This window comes from Planococcus sp. PAMC 21323 (genome assembly GCF_000785555.1).
In the GTDB taxonomy this organism is placed as follows: Bacteria; Bacillota; Bacilli; order Bacillales_A; family Planococcaceae; genus Planococcus.
Genome location: NZ_CP009129.1, coordinates 2,136,863 through 2,157,191 on the forward strand (window position 1 = coordinate 2,136,863; position 20,329 = coordinate 2,157,191).

The window sequence follows — 20,329 nt, forward strand, 5'->3', positions numbered from 1 at the left end:
TATTCTATGTAGAGGTGAAACTAGATGCAATATATTGGAACGTTTGTATGGTCATTTTTATTAATTTCTTTAGTTAACTATGTAGTAAGTGCGGTTCAGAACGTACCTTTCGATTTTATGGTCGGCGTTTACATTTCAATCGGAGTTTCTATTTTAATCTTCGTAATGTCAGCAGTTATTCCTAACGAAACTGCTGCTGAAAAGCATTAATACAAAAAGAAGCGTAAACCGGATAACCGGTTTACGCTTCTTTTTTGTTAATTAGAATTTGATTATTGTCTCCCATTGTTAATGCTAATTCTGTGTTTGCCACAATATCACCTTTGATTAATTCTCGCGCAATATCGGTTTCAATTCTTCGTTGAATAAATCGTTTTAACGGACGTGCACCGAATACTGGATCTGTTCCAGCTTCGACAATGTAGTTGATAACGGAATCATCAACAGACAATTTGATATGCTGTTGATTCATTCGTTCAGCCAGCTCACCAATCATTTTCTTAGCGATACCATAAAAATGCGTATTATTAAGCGCGTGGAAAATGACTATATCGTCTATACGGTTTAATAGCTCTGGCTTAAAGTGCTTACGCAATTCAACCATAACAATGTCTTCCATATCATGTTCACTATTTGTATCACTAATATGCGCTGAACCAATATTAGAAGTCATAATGACCACTGTATTCGAGAAATTAATGAGGCGGCCTTGACTGTCTGTGATGCGACCATCGTCAAGGATTTGCAATAAAATATTGGCAACGTCTGGATGTGCTTTTTCAATCTCATCGAGCAAGACAACCGAATAAGGGTTGCGACGTACCGCTTCGGTTAATTGCCCGCCTTCTTCGTACCCAATATACCCTGGAGGCGCTCCAACTAGACGCGATACACTATGTTTTTCCATGTACTCCGACATATCAATTCGGATAAAATGATCTTCTGAGTCAAATAAATTAGCAGCCAGTGATTTTGCTAACTCTGTTTTTCCGACTCCGGTTGGACCAAGGAAAATGAAGGATCCAATTGGTTTACGTTCGTCTTTAATGCCTGCGCGTGCACGCCATACAGCTTCTGTTACAAGTTCAACTGCATTGTCTTGACCAATCACACGCTCTTTTAACGTATCTCCCAGACGCAATAATTTTTCACGTTCACCTTCTACTAATTTTGTAACTGGAATCCCCGTCCATCGTGCCACAATGCCTGCAATTTCTTCTTCTGTTACATCTTCACGCAATAATCGTTCCGCACCTTCGTTTTCTAAGCTACCTTCCAATGCATTTAGCTCTTTTTCAAGTTCAGGAATTTTACCGTGCTGCAAAACTGCAGCTGCGTTCAAGTCGTATTTATTTTCCGCATCTTCTAACTGTCTACGGAATTGATCTAATTGCTCTCGTTTTTGCTGAATGATTTTCAAGGATTCTTTTTCTTCTGTCCATTGCTGTTTCATACCCGCTGAAGAATCGCGCAGTTCTTTGATTTCTTCACGCAATGTTTTTAAACGAACTTTACTTGCTTCGTCTTTTTCTTTCGTCAAGGCTTGTTCTTCAATTTCCAACTGTAATAAACGTCGTGTAACTTCATCAAGTTCTTGTGGCATCGAATCGATTTCGGTACGAATCATAGCACACGCTTCATCAATCAAATCAATTGCTTTATCAGGTAAGAAACGCTCTGTAATGTAGCGGTCAGACATAGCAGCGGCTGCAACAATTGCACGGTCATGAATACGCACTGCATGATGCAATTCAAAGCGCTCTTTTAATCCACGCAAAATCGAGACCGTATCTTCAACAGAAGGCTCTCGTACCAGAACTTGCTGGAAACGGCGTTCTAGTGCTGGGTCTTTTTCAATATGCATACGATACTCGTCTAAAGTCGTTGCACCAATACAATACAACTCACCACGAGCAAGCATCGGTTTCAACATATTCCCTGCATCCATAGCACCTTCTGTTTTACCCGCTCCAACGATGGTATGAATTTCATCTATAAATAAGATGATTTGACCTTCGCTATCTTTTACTTGTTTTAACACCGCTTTTAAACGCTCTTCAAATTCACCGCGGTATTTAGCACCGGCAATTAACGCACTCATATCGAGTTCGTATATTGTCCGGTTTTTTAATCCTTCAGGCACATCATTACGGACAATTCGTTGTGCTAAACCTTCAACAATTGCTGTTTTACCAACGCCAGGTTCTCCGATTAAGACTGGATTGTTTTTTGTTTTACGTGACAAAATTCGAATGACGTTTCGAATTTCTTGGTCTCGACCAATGACAGGGTCCATTTTCCCAGCTTGTGCTTGTTCGACCATATTGCGACCAAATTGCTCTAACGGGGTTTTTTGTTCTGTATTGTTTTGGGGTTGAACCATTTATAACCTCTCCTTTTAAAAAGTTTGACTATCTTTGACTAATTAAATTATAGCTAGTTTTTAAGGATTTAGCAATTATTACGTATTTAATTTTTAAAGCTTTCTAGACGAAAAAAAACTCACTGGAATAAATTCCAGTGAGTTTTTTCGTTTAAATTATCTAACGCCAAGTGCCATTTTAGCATAGCGTGACATATGTTCTTTGCCCCATACTGGCTGCCAGACGATTTTCACATCGACTTCTTCCACTTCTGGTAGTTCGTACAAAGCAGTTTTCACCATTTGTACGATTTGAGGTCCCATTGGGCAACCCATTGACGTTAATGTCATAGTAACTACCGCAAAGCCGTCTTCTGACAATAATACATCATAAATAAGCCCTAAATTGACGATGTCAATTCCTAATTCGGGATCGATTACTGTTTCTAACGCACCCATCATACTATCTTTCATATCTTGATCCATTTAAAAATCCCTCCCTTTACTATTACACCCATCTTAACAAACTTCGTCTGAAAATGGAATTGACACGATTATTCAGCTAAGTGCTTAGCAAACCACTCGGTGGCCTCAAGCATACCCGCTCGACTTACTGCATGCCCAGCCTCTCGTTCGCGGCGAAAGACAATTTTTTCTGGTACTTCTTCGTATTGTTTTCTTAATGACTTAAACAACCGATAAGTTTGTTCAAATGGAACGGTGACATCTTGTTCGCCATGCCAAAAATAAATTGGACGGTTATTGAATTTCGATTGATGCTGAACACTATCAAACATAGACAAAGTTGCAAGCATCTGCGACCGTTCTTCTTCGCTGATTGGCAACTGAAATCCTCGTGATTCGTATTGTGTCATTTGTGCTTGAGCCAGTTCCACGTAATTTCCTGCACCCATCATAATAGCAGCTGCTCCAATCCATGGGTAAACCGTCATCGCCCCCATTGTCGTGATTCCTCCCATTGAAGTACCACCAACTCCGACTCTTCCCATCACTAAGTTTCGCTTATGGAGTTCTTCGTGTAGAAATGCCAACTCTTCAATCGAAGTTAATACAATTTCCCAAAACCGTAAACTAATTTGAACATTGTCTAACCCTTCAGTTCGTTCTCCGTGAAGATGTGCATCTGGTAAAATTACACGAAACCCTTTCTCTGCCAATTGATAAGCATAATGCAAATTATGCTCTTTTGCACTCATGTGTCCATGGAAAAAAATGACCGTTGGCAAAGGGGTTAGTTCTTTTTCGTCTGGCGTTATGTGTAGCACAGGGATATGTCCCCAAAGTTGTTGTTTGACGATCAATTTGACTCACTTCATTCTCTTCCAATCCTACCAATTTTCTGGTTATCCAGCAAACTCCAATCCGCCTCCTTTAAAACCTTTAAAGTTCATCAATTTTTTTGACGTACCCCTTGCTCTATCGCTACACTAGTAGGAGATAGAAAGGAGACGGCTATTCATATGAAGAAGCACTTAATTGTTCTAGATTTAGATGGAACCTTATTAACAGATGAAAAAGTCATTTCACCAAAAACAAAACTGACTTTAAATAAAGCACAAGATGCAGGGCACGAAGTGATGATTGCTACGGGACGACCATATCGTTCAAGTGAAATCTACTATAAAGAATTAGGGTTGACAACACCAATCGTCAACTTTAATGGTGCATTTGTCCATCACCCCACTGACCAACATTGGGGCATGCACCATACGCCAATAGACTTGGGTGTCGTCCACGAAGTTGTTGAATCTATGTATAATTTTAATTTCCACAATATTGTTGCCGAAGTTTTAGATGATGTGTACGTCCATCAACATGATGAACGATTAATGGATATCTTTAGATTTGGAGACCCAACTATTACAACAGGAGATTTACGTAACTACTTAAAAACGGATCCAACTTCTATTTTAATCCATGCGCCTTTCGAACGCGTACAGGAAATTCATGATCACTTATCTTCTGTTCACGCCGAAGTTATTGACCATCGCCGCTGGGGTGCTCCTTGGCATGTCATTGAAATTGTAAAAAGTGGCATGAGCAAAGCTGTTGGGTTAGACCGCGTTTCAAAATCTCTTGGCATTAGCAGAGAAAATATTATCGCTTTTGGCGATGAAGATAACGATTTAGAAATGATTGATTTTGCAGGAGTCGGCGTCGCTATGGGGAATGCTATCTCGCCTCTTAAAAATATTGCCAACGAAATCACGTTAAACAATAATGAAGATGGCATTGCTGAATTATTAATCGACCGGTTAAAGCTGTAACTAATAAAAGGAGGATTTGTTATGAGGTTATTTGCTGATAGCGCATCTGATTTACCAAAAGATTTTTTTGAAAAAGAAGATGTAGTTTTATTTCCATTGCGCGTACATATCGGTGATCAAGATTATGAAGATATCCGCGGTATTCAATCTATTAAAGTATTTGATGCAATTCGATCTGGCAATCAACCAAAAACTTCACAAGTATCCCCAGAAGAAATGCTAAAAGCTTTTGAAAAGCTAGCTATTGCTGATGAAGAAGGTTTTTATATTGCATTTTCTTCTGAGCTTTCTGGTACTTATAGCACTGCCGTGATGCTAGCAGATCAAGTACGCGAAGATTATCCGAATTTGAAATTGACTATACTTGATTCTAAAGCCGCTTCACTTGGATATGGCTTGTTAGTCAAAGAAGCTGTAAAACTTCGCTCTGATGGTCATTCTATAGAAACAATTCTTAACAAAGTTCGATTTATGGCTGATCACTTAGAAAGCCTCTTTACTGTAGAGGACTTGGATTATATGGCCAAAGGTGGACGAATCTCAAAAGGTAGCGCATTTGTTGGTGGATTATTAAACATTAAACCTCTCCTACATGTAGAAGAGGGGAAATTAGTGCCGATCGAAAAACTACGAGGACGCAAAAAAATTATTAAACGTATGATTGAATTGATGAAAGAACGCGGAAGTCAATTTGATCAGCAAACAATCGCCATTAGCCATGGCGATGACGAAGAATTTGCTGCTGTTTTAAAGCAAGAAATCGAACAAAATTTTCACCCTAAAGAAGTTGAAGTTCATATGATTGGTTCTGTTATTGCTGCCCATACTGGACCCGGTACATTAGCTTTATTTTTCTTAAATAAGATTGAATAGGAGCTGATTAGACTGTGAAAAAAATAGTCATTGTAGGTGCTGTCGGCGGAGGTGCAACAGCTGCTGGTCAACTACGTTTTTATAATTCAGATGTCCAGATTGTTGTTTTTGATAAAGATTCAACGATGTCTTATGCAGCATGCGGGACGCCGTATGTCATTGGTGATGTCATCGAAGACGAGCAATCAATTGTTTTAACAAATCCAGAAAAATTCAAGAAAAAGCGCGATATTGATGTAAAGTTAGGACATGAAGTAAAAAACATCGATAGAGCTGCTAAAAAAATTCTTGTGCAAAACTTGGCTACGGGAGAACAATTTGAAGAGTCTTACGATGTGTTAATCTTGGCACCAGGTGGCTCTGCTATCGTGCCTAAAATCGAAGGACTCGATACTTCTAAAGTATTCACTTTACGCAACTTTGAGGACATGCAACGGATTGATCGTTTTATTAAAACCGAAAAACCAAAAAGTTGTGTGGTTTCAGGTGGTGGATTTATCGGTCTCGAAATGGCAGAAAATCTAAAAAACCTTGGATTAGACGTATCACTCGTGCATCGCTCGCCTACTATTATGTCAATATTAGATACGGATATTTCGCTACTAATAGAAAAAGAATTGGCAGTACAAGGCGTTAAACTTCTTACAGGAACAGAGATAATAAAAACTGAAAGCAAAACCATTAAACTATCCAATGGTATCGATTTGCAAGCTGACTTTATTATTATGAGTGTTGGTTTGAGATCCAATACTGGACTTGCTGTAAACGCTGGGTTGAAAATTGGTGAAACCGGTGGTATTCAAACCAACGAATACATGCAAACAAATGACCCATTCATTTATGCAATCGGAGATGCTTCTGAAAACTTTGATATGGTTACAGGAGATCCAAAAAGAGTACCGCTCGCTTCTCCTGCTCATCGACAAGCATTTATCGCTGCACGACATATTTTGGGAGACAATATCGAGAAGAAAGGTTTACTTGGGACATCTGTATTAAAGATTTTTTCACTAACTGCTGCGATGACAGGGTTAAATGAAAATACCATCAAAGACAAAAAACTAGAATCTGCTACTGTGACCCATAACGGGATTTCAAATGCAGGGTATTACCCTGATCATTCTAAAATCACGTTAAAAGTCCATTACGATCCACAGACAAGAAAGATTTTAGGAGCGCAATGCATCGGTGGAAAAGGCGTTGATAAACGAATTGATGTTATCGTTACTGCTATTTACGCCGGGTTAACCATTGATGATCTGCAAGCGTTAGAGCTTTGCTACGCGCCTCCTTACTCATCGCCAAAAGATCCTATTAATATGGTTGGCTACAAAGCCATTAATGACAACTAAAAATAAAAAAAAGGAAGAAAAGCAAATCGCTTTTCTTCCTTTTTTTCCTGCTTTATTTCAGTTTAGTTGTTTGTTGTTTTGCGGCATCTGCTTTGCGCTGTTTGCCTTTGCGCCATACAACCCATAGGAATAACATAAATACGACATACATAATCGCTAATGTTGCGATATAAGCAGCGTTAAGTTTTGTTTCTTTTGTAACATGGAAAACTTCTGCAATTTCTCGATCTTGCGTGACACGGTACTCCCCGCCATCTTCTTGACGGACAATATCACTTTCAAACAAACCTCGTAATTGCTGCTTTTCACCAATCACATCAGCTGACAAATTAAGGGTCTTCGTTGAAGAAGAATTGTTAATCGCAATAACCCACGTTTCTTCTTCATTTGAACGCTTATAAACAAGCCAACCATCTTCATCGTGCAAAACTTCTACTTTACCTGTACGTAATGCTTCTGATGAATTACGCAATGATGTCAAATTAGTAATATGATCAACCAATTCTTTATCTACTGCCAAATCCAAGATTTGATGCGATTCAGATGGCGTTACGCCATTCATAGCCGATTCTGATCCGTATTGAATAACTGGAATTCCGGGCATTGTTAGTAATTGCGTTAACAATAACTTCCACCGTGTTGGTGGAAACCCATTTACGTCTACAATATCCGATGTAAATCTTGAACCGAGCAAGGAATCTACTTGGATCAGCTGACTTTCACTTTGTTTCATAATTGTCTTAATACCCGTCAAATCTTGGTCGAAATTCTTATAAGCCGCTCGCAATGTCTCTTCGACACCAGGCATAACAACCGCATCAAATCCAGCAGTTTCTTCCATTTCACGATCACTTAAAATATAACTTGGTCGAACGTCCTTTATTGCTTTAGAGAAATCACGAACAAACACTGGATCTACTTTATCCGCATTTTGCAGTCGGAAACCATCGACTTGATAGGTTTTATTGAATTCCACAAATGTTGTAACTAACGCTTTTTGCACTTCTGAGTTTGCAGTATCTAAAGCCAAACTGCCATCGTCATTTTCTGTAAACCACTGTGGATTCTCAACTGCCCAAACATGGTTAGCACTTACTTGTTGAGTCGGAATATCCACAATCACTTTCATTTTGAGTTCATGAATTTCTTCTACCAAAGTTTGAAATTCTTCTTTTGTACCAAAATGACGTTCAAACTCCGTATAGTCCAATACTTTCTTTCCATCGTAAGTTTCTGTTGAAAATACAGATCCTATTGAAAGAGCCGTAAAGCCCATGTCTTTCACAAATAATAGTTCACTTGCCATTCCATCAAAATCGCCCCCGTTAAAAGTTGTAGGGTCTAATGCATTTACTTCATAATCATTATTGATTTTTTTGTTGAAATAACGATCGACTAGTACATCGTAAATAAGTTCGTCTTCCAATTCATTCTCTTTTTCAGCGTATGCTGGTTGGACAGCTGCTAAAAGTAGTACAGTCGTAATGATGCTAGAAATCCACTTAGCTTTCAATCTGATATCCTCCTTCAATGAGGTCGTCATTGCGTTCTACCCGGTTAATTTTATCAAACTCCAGCTTTTACTGCCATGTAAAGTTAAGGTTTTACCAGCAACTTATTTGAGTTTCGTCTAAACTGTGAAAGTTTACAAAGAAAAAGACAGGTGCATGGTGCACCTGTCTACTTGCTTAAAAGAAATCCATACCTACCGGTAACATAAATCCGATAAACATTGTTGCAAATAAGAATACTGCAAACAAAGCCCAGAACATCGTAACCGATTTTTGTTTTTTCGAACGAACCAATACCATTTCCATCATACCAATTGTTAATACACCCAATAGGAACTTGATGCCGTAAAGCATTGGATTTGAAGAAGACCATTCGATAAACAATGTTAATCCCGTAATAATGATTAAGACGTAGAACAATCTTAATACCATATGCATAATCTTGCGTCCTTTGCTATCACGCTGCATAAATGCTGCAACTAAGAACAAAATGACGGCAACAACCCATGTCGTAATGTGTAAATGTGTTGTGTCTGTTAAAATACCCAAAATCTCACCTCTTCTAATAATATCCTCTCTAGTTTATCACAACTAGGACAAAGACGAGGGCTATAAACCTATGACAAATGTGTGACGAGTGTACCAATAGATTCAATCGATACTTTAACGGTATCGCCTGCTTTTAAGAACTTCGGTGGAGTAAAGCCTTTGCCCACTCCAGCAGGTGTTCCTGTAAGCAAAATATCGCCAGGCTCTAATGCCACATATTTTGATACTTCTGCAATCAGTTCATCAACACGACGAATCATATTTTCAGTATTGCCATTTTGACGAATTTCATCATTTACTTTTGTTACGATTGATAAATTTTGTGATTGTGGAATTTCATCTTTTGTAACGATGTATGGTCCTACTGGACACGAGCCAGCTAAACTTTTTCCTAAGAAATATTGCTGATGTTTTTCCTGCAAATCACGAGCAGTCAAATCGTTGGCAATTGTGTAACCAAAAACGTAATCATAAGCCATTTGTTTCGGAATTTTATGACCTGCTTTACCAATAACTACAGCTAATTCACCTTCGTAGTCATATGAATCCGTTACATCGCTATGAACAGAGACAGTTTCACCATCTGCTGAGATACTAGTAGATGCCTTCGTGAAAACTACCAAATCAGTAGGTGCTTCTCCACCCATTTCTTTTGCATGGTCTGCGTAATTTTTGCCAATAGCAATAATATTTTTGGGTGTCTTTGAAATGGGAGCTAACCATTCAATATCTGCATATGAGTGTTTGAATTCTTCAGAGCGGTCAGATTGGACAGCGGCTTCCGTCAATTTACGAATTTGTTCAACAAACTCCATTCCTTGTGGAATTCCTTCTATCAATTGTGTTGGAAACGCAGGCAAGACTTCTAATTGCTGTTGAATCGCAACTACATCCCATACAGCATCTTCCTTTTTAACTTTTGGTCCGAATCCTTCTTTTCCTTCGTAGCGAAATGATAACAGCTTCATTCGTCAAACACTCCTTTTCTGTGGTTGAATTCATTATACACATTCAGCGTTTTGAATTGTTAGTTTTTTCGAAATTATTTCCGTAAGTCCATTTTCTCCAAAGAATTTCGAGTGGTCCACGTGAAAATTTTTCAAACCAAAGTTCTGCAAAAATTAGTTGAACAACAAAAATTCCGAAGGCAATCAATGTTCCAGTTAACAAATCTACTTTTCCATACAATCCCAATCCGTACGAATAGAATATTAATGTTGCCAAAATCGATTGTGTGATATAAGTCGTAAATGACATGCGTCCTACTTTAGCTATTGGAGAAAGTATTTTTTCCAAGCTTTGTTTCTGAGCCATTAATGCGATCAACGCAGCGTATCCAACAGCTACAAGAGGACCTCCAAATATATCTTGTAAATAAACAAAAGCGTAATTTGATTCAAATAAAAATGGCGTACTTTTTAAAGCTAATCCAATCAATAGCGGAACAATCGCTAAAAATAACCATAGTTTACGCTTTTCTTGTGTTTGTTCAATCAAACGCCATTTTGCTGCAGCTGCTCCAAACATAAGAAAAGGGAGAATAGTGAAAATCAGAAACACATAGCCAATCAAATTATTGCTATAAGACCAGTCGGCCAATCGCTGACTGAAAATCTCTGCAAAACTTCCCGATTGATAGGATTGAATCGAACTTTCAATTTCCATATAACCTACATAAGTATTCGGATCTGCTGCTGCCGCCATAAACATAATAGCGAGCATTAAAAGATGTGGCACTGTGTAAATAACTGCACCAAGGCTCATCAACCAACTAGAAGGCAGTCGAATCAAACCAATTAATAAAAAGCCCATTATCGCGTAGGTGATTAAGATATCACCATACCAGATAAGAAAGGCATGAATAACGCCGAATAATAACAGTACCGCTAGACGTTTGACTGCAAGTGGCATAAAAGGACGTCCGATAGCTTCTGCGCGCATATATTGCATAGCTAAGCCATAGCCAAACAACATTGCAAACAATGGATAAAAACTAGCTTGGATGAATATATCGATGATCAAATATACTCCTTCATTAACACTTCCATTAAACCATTTATATGGATCAATATATGAAAGTGGTGAATGGAATGCCAACATATTAATAAGTAAAATACCTAAAAGCGAAAATCCTCTCATCAAGTCAATCGCTTTTATTCGTTCATTCGGTAGAACCGGCTGTAAGTTCAAAATAATCCTCCTAAATATTCACTTCTTGATTTGCTGCAAACAAGTACAGCAAGCGTTCTTTAACCGATATTTTCAGAATCGATTCAACCGCTTCTTGATAAACAGTTAACTGAACGCTATATCGTTCAGCCATTTCTTCTGACACATCATGAACGTGAGTCACACGATCCGTTTTATAGTCTAGTAACACCCAGCCGTCTTGTTCTTCAAACAAACAATCGACAATCCCTTGAATAATTTGGTAGTCCCCATCTGCATCTTTTTTTGCATAAGTAAAAGGCACTTCTTTTTTTATGTTTTTTGCACTTCTAAGACGTGCCGCAGTTTCACTCGCATAAAAACGCTCGATTTCTTCTACTTTTACCGCCTTTCCTTCATCCAGTGATAAAATTTCCATCCCCACTAAAGTATCGATAAATTCTTTTATTTCGGTACTGTCTAATGAACGATCTAACGGTATATGCTGCATAATCGCATGGACCGCTGTTCCAATATCAGCTCCAGATAATCGTTTGTCCATCATGAAATTTGGTCTGTTTGATAACATTTTCCGTTCTGGTTTCGTTGTTTGAATAAAGGATTCTGGTTCGTCGAGACGTTGCAGCATTTGCAATCGCTTCATTTCTGTTACGGATTGTTTTGAACGTTTTTCAACAGCCAGTTGATGCGGATACTGATAATTAAAACGATCATTGACTTGTTGTTGGTAATCCTCCGATAACAAATCGTCTTGCAACAATTCTTCTATGCTTACGACTGCTGGTAGTAATGACTGAGATTCGATAATATCAATGTGAAAATGAGAAGAATGTTCAAGAAATTGTCCTGTGACATTTAATTGTTCTGCAGCATCCGGATGTCTGGCTATAGCTGGGCCAATCCAATCCAAATACCCTTTAGCACGAGATCTCATAAAGTCTGGCAAACGAACATCATTTGTAGACACTTTCCATTTCTCGATAAGTTTTTCAACGTCCTTAACTGAAGCAGTCAAATACAGCCTTTCTTTTGCTCGAGTCATCGCTACGTATAAAACACGCATTTCTTCGGCTTTCATCTGCAATTGTTTCATTTCCCTAACTGCTAGAAATGGCAATGAGGTGTATTCAATTCGGGTGTCAGGATTTACCGCTTTAACTGCCAATCCGTAATCTTGGTCAAACAAATAAGATTTTTTAAAATCCATTTCATTAAAATTACGTCCAGTTCCCGCAAAAAATACTACTGGAAACTCGAGTCCTTTTGACTTATGCACAGTCATTAAACGAACAACATTTTCTTTTTCACTGAGTGATTTTGCTGTTCCTAAGTCATCTCCACGTTCTCTCATTCGATCGATAAAACGTAGGAAACGGAACAATCCACGGAAAGATGTTTTTTCGTACTCTAGCGCGCGGTCATGCAAAGCTCGCAAATTCGCTTTTCGTTGCTTGCCATTGGTCATGGCTCCAACCATTTCATAATAGTTTGTATCCAAATAAACTTGCCAGATCAATTCCGCTAAGGAACCTCGGCGTGCCAGATTCCGCCATCCTTCTAATTGAAGGATAAAACGACGTAGTTTTTCAGCTGCAGCCGGATCGATTCCTGTACCTGCTCGCATAAATGTTTTAACAGCTTCATAAAAAGACGCTTGAGGTGCCGCTAAGCGAATTTCAGCCAATTCATTTTCTTTCAACCCAATAAACGGGGCACGTAAAACAGAGGCCAGTGGAATGTCTTGGTAAGGGTTGTCGATAACACGTAAGGTGTTCAACATGATCATCACTTCAAGTGCTTCAAAATAGCCGCCTGTCAATTCAGCATACAATGGAATGCCAGCCATTTTGAACTCATCTACGAAATCACCTGACCATGTCATCGAGCGCATTATAACAACGATGTCTTGGTATTCTAGCGGCCGTTCCTGCTGTGTCCAAGGATCATTGACCATTATTTGATCGTCTATCAATTCCTTGATTTTTTTAGCGATAAACCGCGCTTCCCATTGAGACTTTGCCAAGTCCTCGTCTTCTGTCTCTTCTTCAGTTTCTGGTTCGTGTATTAAAGTTAAGCTAACAGGAGTTTGTTGATCCGGATATGGCGCTTTGGCTTTTAGCGCAGCGGCTTCATCGTAATCGATTTCACCAACGCGTTCTCCCATAATTTGTGAGAATATATAATTGGTGCCATCTAAAATTTCTTTTCGGCTTCTGAAATTTGCATTTAAATCAATGCGCAATCCTGTGTTGCTAGCTTCATGTGTAAATCGAGAATATTTCCCTAAAAATAACATCGGTTCTGCCAGGCGAAAACGGTAAATCGATTGCTTCACATCACCTACCATGAATAGATTGCCATTTTGTTCATCGCCTGATTTTACTAAGTTAAGAATTGTTTCTTGTAGAAGATTAGTGTCTTGATATTCATCCACTAACACTTCTTTAAAGCGGTCTTGGTATTCTTTGGCGATAGCTGAAGGCTTGCCTTCTTCCATTAAAATCTCCAATGCATAATGCTCTAAGTCGGAGAAATCAACCAATGCTCGATCAATTTTCAAGGCTTTGTATTGATCAGCGAATAGCTGTGTCAATTCAACTAAAGTTTTCATCAACGGTGCCATTTCTCGCATTTCTTCTAATAAGCGCTTTGGAGAGCGTGTAAAATAAGCATCAAACAATCCGCTGACAATTTTTTTCACATCATTACGACGAGCTTTTGCTTCTTCAGCTAAAGCTGGATCACAGGAATCTTTGCGAATACTCGCGGCTTTTTCCCATTTAAACGATTTTGAAAAAGCATACAAACTTTCCCACGAACTTTCTAATGCTGCAATTGCTGCTTGGATCACTTCAGCATCCGTTCTAAAAGTGCTTTCTAATACAGCGGGTCCATCTGGCTCATGTGACAATTGAAGTCCTTGATCAGTTAATTGCAACGCTTCTTCCAATGCATGACGTATCGTCAACTTTAAATCTTCAATAAACGGCAAATTATCAATCGTCGCATCCGCCGGCACATTATATAAGCTAGGTACTTGTTGCAACCACTCATGTGGATTCGGGTGCACACGGGAATAATCATATAATTTACTTAACAAGACTTCCATCGCCTGATCACTACGATCTGACGTGAAACTATCGGCTAATCGGTAAACAGCATCCGCTCCTTCACCTTCATATGCAGATTCTAGCACTGCTTCTAATACATCATCTCGTAAAAGAGCAGCTTCTGTATCTCCCGCAATTCGAAAGCCTGGATCGATTTCAAGTAAATATGCATATTGTTTCACAACGTGTAAACAAAACGAATGAAGTGTAGAAATTTGTGCTTTATTGATTAACCGTAATTGTTTGCGTAAATGACTAGATTCTGGGTTTTCTGAAACAGCTTTTTCCAATGCATTCGACATCCGGTGCCGCATTTCAGCAGCTGAAGCATTCGTAAATGTCACAACTAAAAGTTCATCCACTGATATTGGATCATCTTCAGCCAAAACTTTTTCAATCATGCGGTTGATCAGAACAGCTGTTTTCCCCGATCCTGCCGCAGCTGACACCAACATATCTTGTCCCTTTGCCCATATTGCCATCCATTGTTCATCGGTCCAAGTAGCATCAATCGGTTTTTTCGGTATCATCTGCAGCTGTCTCCTTTCTGATCAATTCTACTGCTTTATCAGGAGAAAAAGCAGTCAACTTTCGGTAACTTTGGTCTGGGTCTGCCGGGTCAAACTGGCAAACCGAACGATAAGAACAAAATTGACAAGGTGTATCTTCTTTCATTTTATAAGGTGTAATACTGGTGTCGCCTTCTAAAATGCCGTTGCCAGCTTTTTGATGCTTGTTTCGAACAAAACGTCGAACAGTTTGCATATCTTCTTTAATAACTGTTTTGGATTGAGATGCGGAAACTGCTCCACTTTTGTTGAGCCGAACTGGGATTACATTCGAATAGCCTTCGATTTGGTTGTCCATTGCTTCAATCACTTCAGGATCTTCAACGACTAAACCATTCATCTTAAATGATTTTGCCATTTCTTCTTCTAGTTCTTCTTCTGTCAGCAATTTCGTCAGTTTTAACATTGGGTTATGAATATGAAAATAAAGCACACCCGCCGGTTCTGCTTCCTCACCTAACCAACGTTCGGAATGAGTTAAGGCCACATCTAAATACGTAAAGGTTTGCAAAGACAGCCCATGATATACATTGCTGAGGTCTAGCCCTTGTTTAGACGATTTATAATCGACAATTCGTAAATAAGGTTTGCCATGAATGTCCGTAGAATCGATACGGTCAATACGGCCTCGAACGTTCATTTTACGTCCTCGATCTAAAGCAATTTCAAGAGGTGGAATCGTCTCTTTTGGTCCAAATCCCACTTCAAGTGCAATCGGTACAAACCCAGAAACTTTAGCGTGTTTGCTAAGCATGTAAGCTGTTTGACGAATGATGCCTTCTAGTTTGTGTTGAATATAACGGTAGCGATGAGAACTAATCAATATATGATTAACAAAATAAGGTGAAAGCTGTTCAATTGCTTCTTTTGCTAAGTTACGACATTGTGCTTGTGTCAACGAAGACCACGACACGCCAAGCCTTAATACTTCATCTGATATCCATTTAATTGCCGCATGGAATAGATCTCCCATTGCGGGAGCCGCTAATTTATATTGACTTCTTTCTTCGAGACGTAAACCATAAGCCACATAATGCGCAAACGGACAACCGTAATATGTTTCAACTCGTGATACGCTAGAAGAAATAGGCGTTCCATATAAAGGTTCTGCAATAGCTTCACGAAGTGGATCTGCTTTATTTGGTTTAATGGGCGATAAAATACGCTTAATAATAGAGGACCAAAATGGATCTTCTTCGTAATAGTTATAAACTGCACGCCACTCGGCTGATAATTCACCGCTGCGCATTTGTGAAGTCAAATATGCCAAAGTCGCTCTTGGATGAGAAATATACGCCATAGGTGATGTATCCACAAGCTCTTCAGGGTCAATAACAGCAGGAACGGTTTCAATTGAAAACATATCCTTTAATTTTTGAATATAAAGAGACGGTAATAATGCTTTTCCTTCCTCATCAGCGATTGGAAACGAAACAGTCAATAAATCAGACGCAGAGGTAAAGGCACGATACACCATATAAGTTTCGTCCATCAAGCGCATTTTTGAGGTAGGTGCTAGCTCGAAGCCAATTTGAGAAAACCACTCACGGTCTGTATCTGTTAATAGTCCTTCTTGTTCAATACGTTTCGGTAAGACACCGTCATTGGCACCGACAACAAAGACTGATTTAATATCCATTAAACGTGCCAAATCTATTTTCGACACCATAACTTGATCTAATGATGGCGGAATGCGTGAAAACTCTAGCGTTTCAAATCCTTCATCTAATATTTTGACAGCCGTCGGTAAATCCACTTCTTTATCTCCAAACATTAATACAAACTGATCTAGCACCCCGACCCATTGGTTCCAGGCCTGCTCATGTTCCGATGCGTCGAGTAAGCGATGCTCACTTTCTTCACGCTCTCGCAAATCTTGAATTTTAGCATAGACATCCATTTTTTCGATAAAAAGAAACAGAGACTCTGCTATATCTCGTCCTGTTTTACTCATTTTTAGTTGTTCTTTTAACTGTGCTAAAGGCTCTCTTATTAAATCACGTACTGCATGAAGTTCTACTTGAGCCGCTAGTTCTTCATCTGTTTGTATGGACGTATGAAATTCTAAGCCTCGATATTTTTTATAAAACCAGCGTTTTTCATCAAACCAACGCTCTCCGTATATTCCATTAGCAATGACAAAGTTCTCTAATAGATCACTTCTTTCCCGCCATTTAGTAGCAGGACCTTGTGGAAAAAACAAATCCGTTTTAACAGCACGAAAAATTGATTCGTATGAGTAATTCGAGACCGCAGCTTCTAGAACCGAACGGCTAAATTCAATTAAGGGGTGATGAAGCATTGATTTTTTTTGACTAATAAAATAAGGGATCTCATATTGTGGGAAAATCGTATTGATCAATTCATCATAAATTTCGGGTTGTCTGTAAAGAATTGCGATTTCATTATAGCGAAAACCATTTCTCACTTGTTCTCTTATCGCTCGTGCTACTGCATGCATTTCAGCTCGTCTATTAGATGCCTCAACTAAAGAGACATTTCCTTGTCCTTGAATTTTCCGCGTTGGTAAATCATCAAAATGACGCTCGACATGTTCAAGTTCAGGATTCATAAAACGGCGTGGCAAAGCTAAGGAGATCGAATTTTCAATATCAATTCCCTCTTTTGCTGCTTGTTCAGTTAATCTACGCGCAGTATTAGCTGACTGATAGAACAGAGTTTGTTCATCGTTCGGATCAGTTTGTTCATCCATAGGTAAAGCAATCGTTACAGATTTAGCATGCTTCATTAATTCAAAAAGAATTTCATATTCTCTAGCTGTAAATGTGACAAATCCATCGATGTAAATTGTCGATGATTTTATCAAATCAGAATGTGGAATTTTTTCACTTAATAAAGCTAAATGCCCTTCAGAATCCACAAATACTTTCCCAAGACGATTTTCAATTTCCGTCAGGATTAACTCAAGATCCTCTGCTTTGTCGAGTAAGGTTTTCGGTGCACCTGCTTCAGCTAAAGAAGAACGGATAGCGCTTAACTCTACGCAATCTACGCAATAACGAGCAAATTCTTTTACCAATTGTTCGATTTGGTCAGTAAATCCTCTTTTACCCGCTGCTCTTCGAAACAATTGGAAATCTTCACGATGATCTTCGAGCAAGCTACGAATTAGCATCCTGTAGCCGAAAGTATCTACTTCTTTTCGACTAATGCCACCTACTTCTTGAAGTACACGCCAAGCTAATCGTTTAAACGTAACTGCTTGCGCTCGAATCATGCCATTCATATTATATGCGGCAGCCAGTCGATATTCGGTAGAAAAAGACATTTGGTCCGGTACAATAAGAAAAATCGGATCTCCATCTGCTTGTCGTTTTAACTCATCTACTATTTCTTCTTGAACAAAGCGCGTTTTCCCCGCTCCTGCTCTACCATAAACAATACGTAATGACACACGATCACTCCTCCTATAAGAACGTTTGTTCTAATTTTACGTTTTATTACGATCAAAAGCTACTAATAACTTTTTTATTATTTTTGTTTTTTACGTTCTTCACTGGCTAATCGGAAATCCTCTTCCACTCTTTTATGTAACCGTTTTTCAAGGATTTTCCCAATTACATAAAGTAAAATGATGACTAAAATAACAATTGCCGTTCGAATCGGTTGTGTGAAAAGGGCGCGCAAGTCATACCCGACGAATGAAATTGTAAATACCATCACGAGCTTTCCTGCCATGACCGTTAATAAATAATAATGTTTTCGAATATTGGATAAGCCTGCAACCAAGTTTACAAGTGCTGATGGAGTAAATGGTAAACACAATAATAAAAACAACGGACCAAAACCATTTCGCTCGACCCAATGAATCAATTTTTGAACTTTATCATGCCTGGTCATAAAATTCATAAAACGGGCTCTACCGTATTTACGTACCAGTAAAAATACGGCGTACGCCCCAATTACTGAACCTCCCCAAGAAAGTAAAAATCCTAACCACAATCCGTATGCTGTTGCGTTCGCAAAAACAAAAACAAACAGTGGTAAGAATGGTAAAAAAGCTTCAATAAAGGGCAAGAGGAATCCGATTAACGGACCAAAAGCCTTGTAGGATTGTGTTAACTCAACAATATTTTCCATTGAAAAAAAATCCGTCATAAGCTCAGTCCTTTAAATTGTTTAATTTTTCTAATTTCCACTCCAAATCAAAAACATAGTGTGATATGCTATTATAATTACTTTACACTTTTTCAAAGACTTTGGAAAAGGAAATACTTATACATAAGGAGCGAAAGAGATGAACGAACGTGAGTTTTCTGCCGGATTAAAGGCTGGGACTAGCATTGCAATCGGCTATTTCCCTATAGCATTAACCTTTGGTTTGCTAGCAAAAACTACTGGGCTTTCTTTAGTACAAGCCACAGCCATGAGTATTTTTGTGTTTGCAGGTGCCTCACAGTATATTGCTTTATCCCTTATCACCGCTGGAGTAGCACCCGTTGTCATTGTTTTGAATACATTTGTTGTCAATATTCGTCATTTTCTTATGACTGCTGCTCTTAATGAAAAAGTAGAGCCGGATGATAGATGGAAAAAAGCTTTATACGCATTTGGAATAACCGATGAAACCTTTTCTGTATTAGCCATACAAAAAAACAAAAAAATCACTACTGCTTTTGCTGCAGGTGTAATTGCTATTGCTTATGGAAGTTGGGTAGTGTTTACATCAATTGGACATTTGATTGGGGCAAACCTCCCACAGTTTCTTCAAGCTGCTATGTCGATTGCACTTTACGCCATGTTTATCGGATTATTAGTGCCTTCGATGCGCGGCAATCGCAAAGTTGTTAGTTTAGCTTTAATTGCCGGAGCAATCAATTCTCTTTTTTATTTCACAGAATGGTTGTCGACAGGTTGGGCCATTATGGTCTCAACTTTAGCATCGGCCATTTTCATTGAATGGATTTCTGGGAAAGGTGTGAAAAGATCTTGAACTCTTGGTATTGGTGGATGATCCTAGGTATGGCTATTGTAACTTATATACCACGTGCTATTCCGTTGACGTTTTTAGAAGGTCGCGAGTTGCCTGAAGCAATTCAAAACGTGCTGCGAAATATTCCATATGCGGTGTTGGGTGCATTGATTTTTCCAGCAGTCTTTTTTATACAAGAAAATATATGGTTTGGTGTTATTGGTGCTGTTGCTGCATTCGGTATCGCGATTGTTGGCGCAAACGTAGTGATTGTTGTTCTTGGATCGATTGCTGTACTTGCAATCATAAGTGGTTTTCTATAAAAATATAGACAAAAAAAGCCGTTACTCATTTTCATGAGCTTCGGCTTTTTTTCTGCGATTAAACATTCTTGTTGAATACCAAAATCCTGCAGTAAGTGACGCTGCGTTCGCAATGAACAACAACCATGTATGGGTATATCCTGCGTATACGGCTGCAGCCATTAAGGCTACAGTTAAAATCAACGCGACAATATGATTAAATGTCACTCTTGTAAACAAAATAACGAGCAACCCTGGTACTAAAAGAGACAAGAAAAACTTTGTTACCATAGATTCCATTAATATATCTC

At 38.8% G+C, this 20,329-nt stretch carries 17 protein-coding genes; 6 read left to right on the forward strand and 11 right to left on the reverse strand.

Annotated features, from left to right (window positions below; all coding sequences use genetic code 11):
* Positions 1-24: 24 nt before the first annotated feature.
* A complete protein-coding gene (locus PLANO_RS10790; protein WP_038704455.1) occupies positions 25-210 on the forward strand; it encodes a DUF2929 family protein in 186 nt (61 codons plus the stop codon).
* A gap of 31 nt (positions 211-241) precedes the next feature.
* On the opposite strand, the gene PLANO_RS10795 is transcribed toward PLANO_RS10790, so the two are convergent.
* The 3 genes from PLANO_RS10795 to PLANO_RS10805 form a co-directional block, all read right to left on the reverse strand.
* On the reverse strand, positions 242-2,383 hold the full coding sequence (locus tag PLANO_RS10795) for an ATP-dependent Clp protease ATP-binding subunit (RefSeq protein WP_081976653.1): 2,142 nt from the start codon (positions 2,381-2,383) through the stop codon (positions 242-244).
* 156 nt (positions 2,384-2,539) lie between these two features.
* Complete coding sequence (locus PLANO_RS10800) at positions 2,540-2,848, reverse strand: metal-sulfur cluster assembly factor (protein WP_038704456.1); 309 nt, start codon at positions 2,846-2,848, stop codon at positions 2,540-2,542.
* A 68-nt stretch (positions 2,849-2,916) separates the two neighbouring features.
* Positions 2,917-3,648 (reverse strand): prolyl oligopeptidase family serine peptidase, encoded by a 732-nt coding sequence (locus PLANO_RS10805; RefSeq protein WP_442956637.1) that lies wholly within the window; start codon positions 3,646-3,648, stop codon positions 2,917-2,919.
* A 195-nt stretch (positions 3,649-3,843) separates the two neighbouring features.
* Between PLANO_RS10805 and PLANO_RS10810 the strand changes: the two genes are divergently transcribed.
* Genes PLANO_RS10810 through PLANO_RS10820 form a run of 3 tightly spaced genes read left to right on the forward strand, consistent with a single transcriptional unit; the run spans position 3,844 to position 6,875 of the window.
* On the forward strand, positions 3,844-4,650 hold the full coding sequence (locus PLANO_RS10810) for a Cof-type HAD-IIB family hydrolase (protein WP_038704458.1): 807 nt from the start codon (positions 3,844-3,846) through the stop codon (positions 4,648-4,650).
* Between the two features lie 21 nt (positions 4,651-4,671).
* The gene (locus tag PLANO_RS10815; protein WP_038704459.1) at positions 4,672-5,523 is read left to right on the forward strand and encodes a DegV family protein; all 852 of its coding nucleotides are present in this window, start codon (positions 4,672-4,674) and stop codon (positions 5,521-5,523) included.
* Between the two features lie 14 nt (positions 5,524-5,537).
* Complete coding sequence (locus PLANO_RS10820) at positions 5,538-6,875, forward strand: CoA-disulfide reductase (RefSeq protein WP_038704460.1); 1,338 nt, start codon at positions 5,538-5,540, stop codon at positions 6,873-6,875.
* Between the two features lie 52 nt (positions 6,876-6,927).
* On the opposite strand, the gene PLANO_RS10825 is transcribed toward PLANO_RS10820, so the two are convergent.
* From PLANO_RS10825 to PLANO_RS10855, 7 genes are all read right to left on the reverse strand, one after another.
* The gene (locus PLANO_RS10825) at positions 6,928-8,388 is read right to left on the reverse strand and encodes an alpha-amylase family glycosyl hydrolase (protein ID WP_038704461.1); all 1,461 of its coding nucleotides are present in this window, start codon (positions 8,386-8,388) and stop codon (positions 6,928-6,930) included.
* A 175-nt stretch (positions 8,389-8,563) separates the two neighbouring features.
* Entirely contained in the window at positions 8,564-8,935 is a 372-nt protein-coding gene (locus PLANO_RS10830) for a YisL family protein (RefSeq protein WP_038704462.1), read from the reverse strand.
* 68 nt (positions 8,936-9,003) lie between these two features.
* Complete coding sequence (locus tag PLANO_RS10835; RefSeq protein WP_038704463.1) at positions 9,004-9,903, reverse strand: fumarylacetoacetate hydrolase family protein; 900 nt, start codon at positions 9,901-9,903, stop codon at positions 9,004-9,006.
* Between the two features lie 43 nt (positions 9,904-9,946).
* Positions 9,947-11,125 (reverse strand): DUF418 domain-containing protein, encoded by a 1,179-nt coding sequence (locus tag PLANO_RS10840; RefSeq protein ID WP_038704464.1) that lies wholly within the window; start codon positions 11,123-11,125, stop codon positions 9,947-9,949.
* A gap of 10 nt (positions 11,126-11,135) precedes the next feature.
* Entirely contained in the window at positions 11,136-14,744 is a 3,609-nt protein-coding gene (addA, locus tag PLANO_RS10845) for a helicase-exonuclease AddAB subunit AddA (RefSeq protein ID WP_038704465.1), read from the reverse strand.
* Complete coding sequence (gene addB / locus PLANO_RS10850; RefSeq protein ID WP_038704466.1) at positions 14,722-18,198, reverse strand: helicase-exonuclease AddAB subunit AddB; 3,477 nt, start codon at positions 18,196-18,198, stop codon at positions 14,722-14,724. Before addB ends, addA begins: the two co-directional genes overlap by 23 nt.
* 77 nt (positions 18,199-18,275) lie before the next feature.
* A complete protein-coding gene (locus tag PLANO_RS10855) occupies positions 18,276-18,902 on the reverse strand; it encodes a TVP38/TMEM64 family protein (protein WP_038704467.1) in 627 nt (208 codons plus the stop codon).
* Positions 18,903-19,041: 139 nt separating this feature from the next.
* On the opposite strand from PLANO_RS10855, the gene PLANO_RS10860 reads away from it, so the two are divergent.
* The gene (locus PLANO_RS10860) at positions 19,042-19,737 is read left to right on the forward strand and encodes an AzlC family ABC transporter permease (protein ID WP_038704468.1); all 696 of its coding nucleotides are present in this window, start codon (positions 19,042-19,044) and stop codon (positions 19,735-19,737) included.
* Entirely contained in the window at positions 19,734-20,039 is a 306-nt protein-coding gene (locus tag PLANO_RS10865; RefSeq protein WP_038704469.1) for an AzlD domain-containing protein, read from the forward strand. The genes PLANO_RS10860 and PLANO_RS10865 overlap by 4 nt, the downstream gene beginning before the upstream one ends.
* A 21-nt stretch (positions 20,040-20,060) precedes the next feature.
* On the opposite strand, the gene PLANO_RS10870 is transcribed toward PLANO_RS10865, so the two are convergent.
* Positions 20,061-20,318 (reverse strand): CsbA family protein, encoded by a 258-nt coding sequence (locus PLANO_RS10870; RefSeq protein ID WP_038704470.1) that lies wholly within the window; start codon positions 20,316-20,318, stop codon positions 20,061-20,063.
* Positions 20,319-20,329: the final 11 nt, after the last annotated feature.

Bases quoted from the DNA above. Each gene is read 5' to 3' on its own strand.
- PLANO_RS10860 (WP_038704468.1), top strand. From the start codon at position 19,042: ATGAACGAACGTGAGTTTTCTGCCGGATTAAAGGCTGGGACTAGCATT.
- PLANO_RS10800 (WP_038704456.1), bottom strand. From the start codon at position 2,848: ATGGATCAAGATATGAAAGATAGTATGATGGGTGCGTTAGAAACAGTA.
- PLANO_RS10855 (WP_038704467.1), bottom strand. From the start codon at position 18,902: ATGACGGATTTTTTTTCAATGGAAAATATTGTTGAGTTAACACAATCC.
- PLANO_RS10815 (WP_038704459.1), top strand. From the start codon at position 4,672: ATGAGGTTATTTGCTGATAGCGCATCTGATTTACCAAAAGATTTTTTT.
- addA (WP_038704465.1), bottom strand. From the start codon at position 14,744: ATGATACCGAAAAAACCGATTGATGCTACTTGGACCGATGAACAATGG.
- PLANO_RS10790 (WP_038704455.1), top strand. From the start codon at position 25: ATGCAATATATTGGAACGTTTGTATGGTCATTTTTATTAATTTCTTTA.
- PLANO_RS10810 (WP_038704458.1), top strand. From the start codon at position 3,844: ATGAAGAAGCACTTAATTGTTCTAGATTTAGATGGAACCTTATTAACA.
- PLANO_RS10870 (WP_038704470.1), bottom strand. From the start codon at position 20,318: ATGGAATCTATGGTAACAAAGTTTTTCTTGTCTCTTTTAGTACCAGGG.
- PLANO_RS10795 (WP_081976653.1), bottom strand. From the start codon at position 2,383: ATGGTTCAACCCCAAAACAATACAGAACAAAAAACCCCGTTAGAGCAA.
- PLANO_RS10835 (WP_038704463.1), bottom strand. From the start codon at position 9,903: ATGAAGCTGTTATCATTTCGCTACGAAGGAAAAGAAGGATTCGGACCA.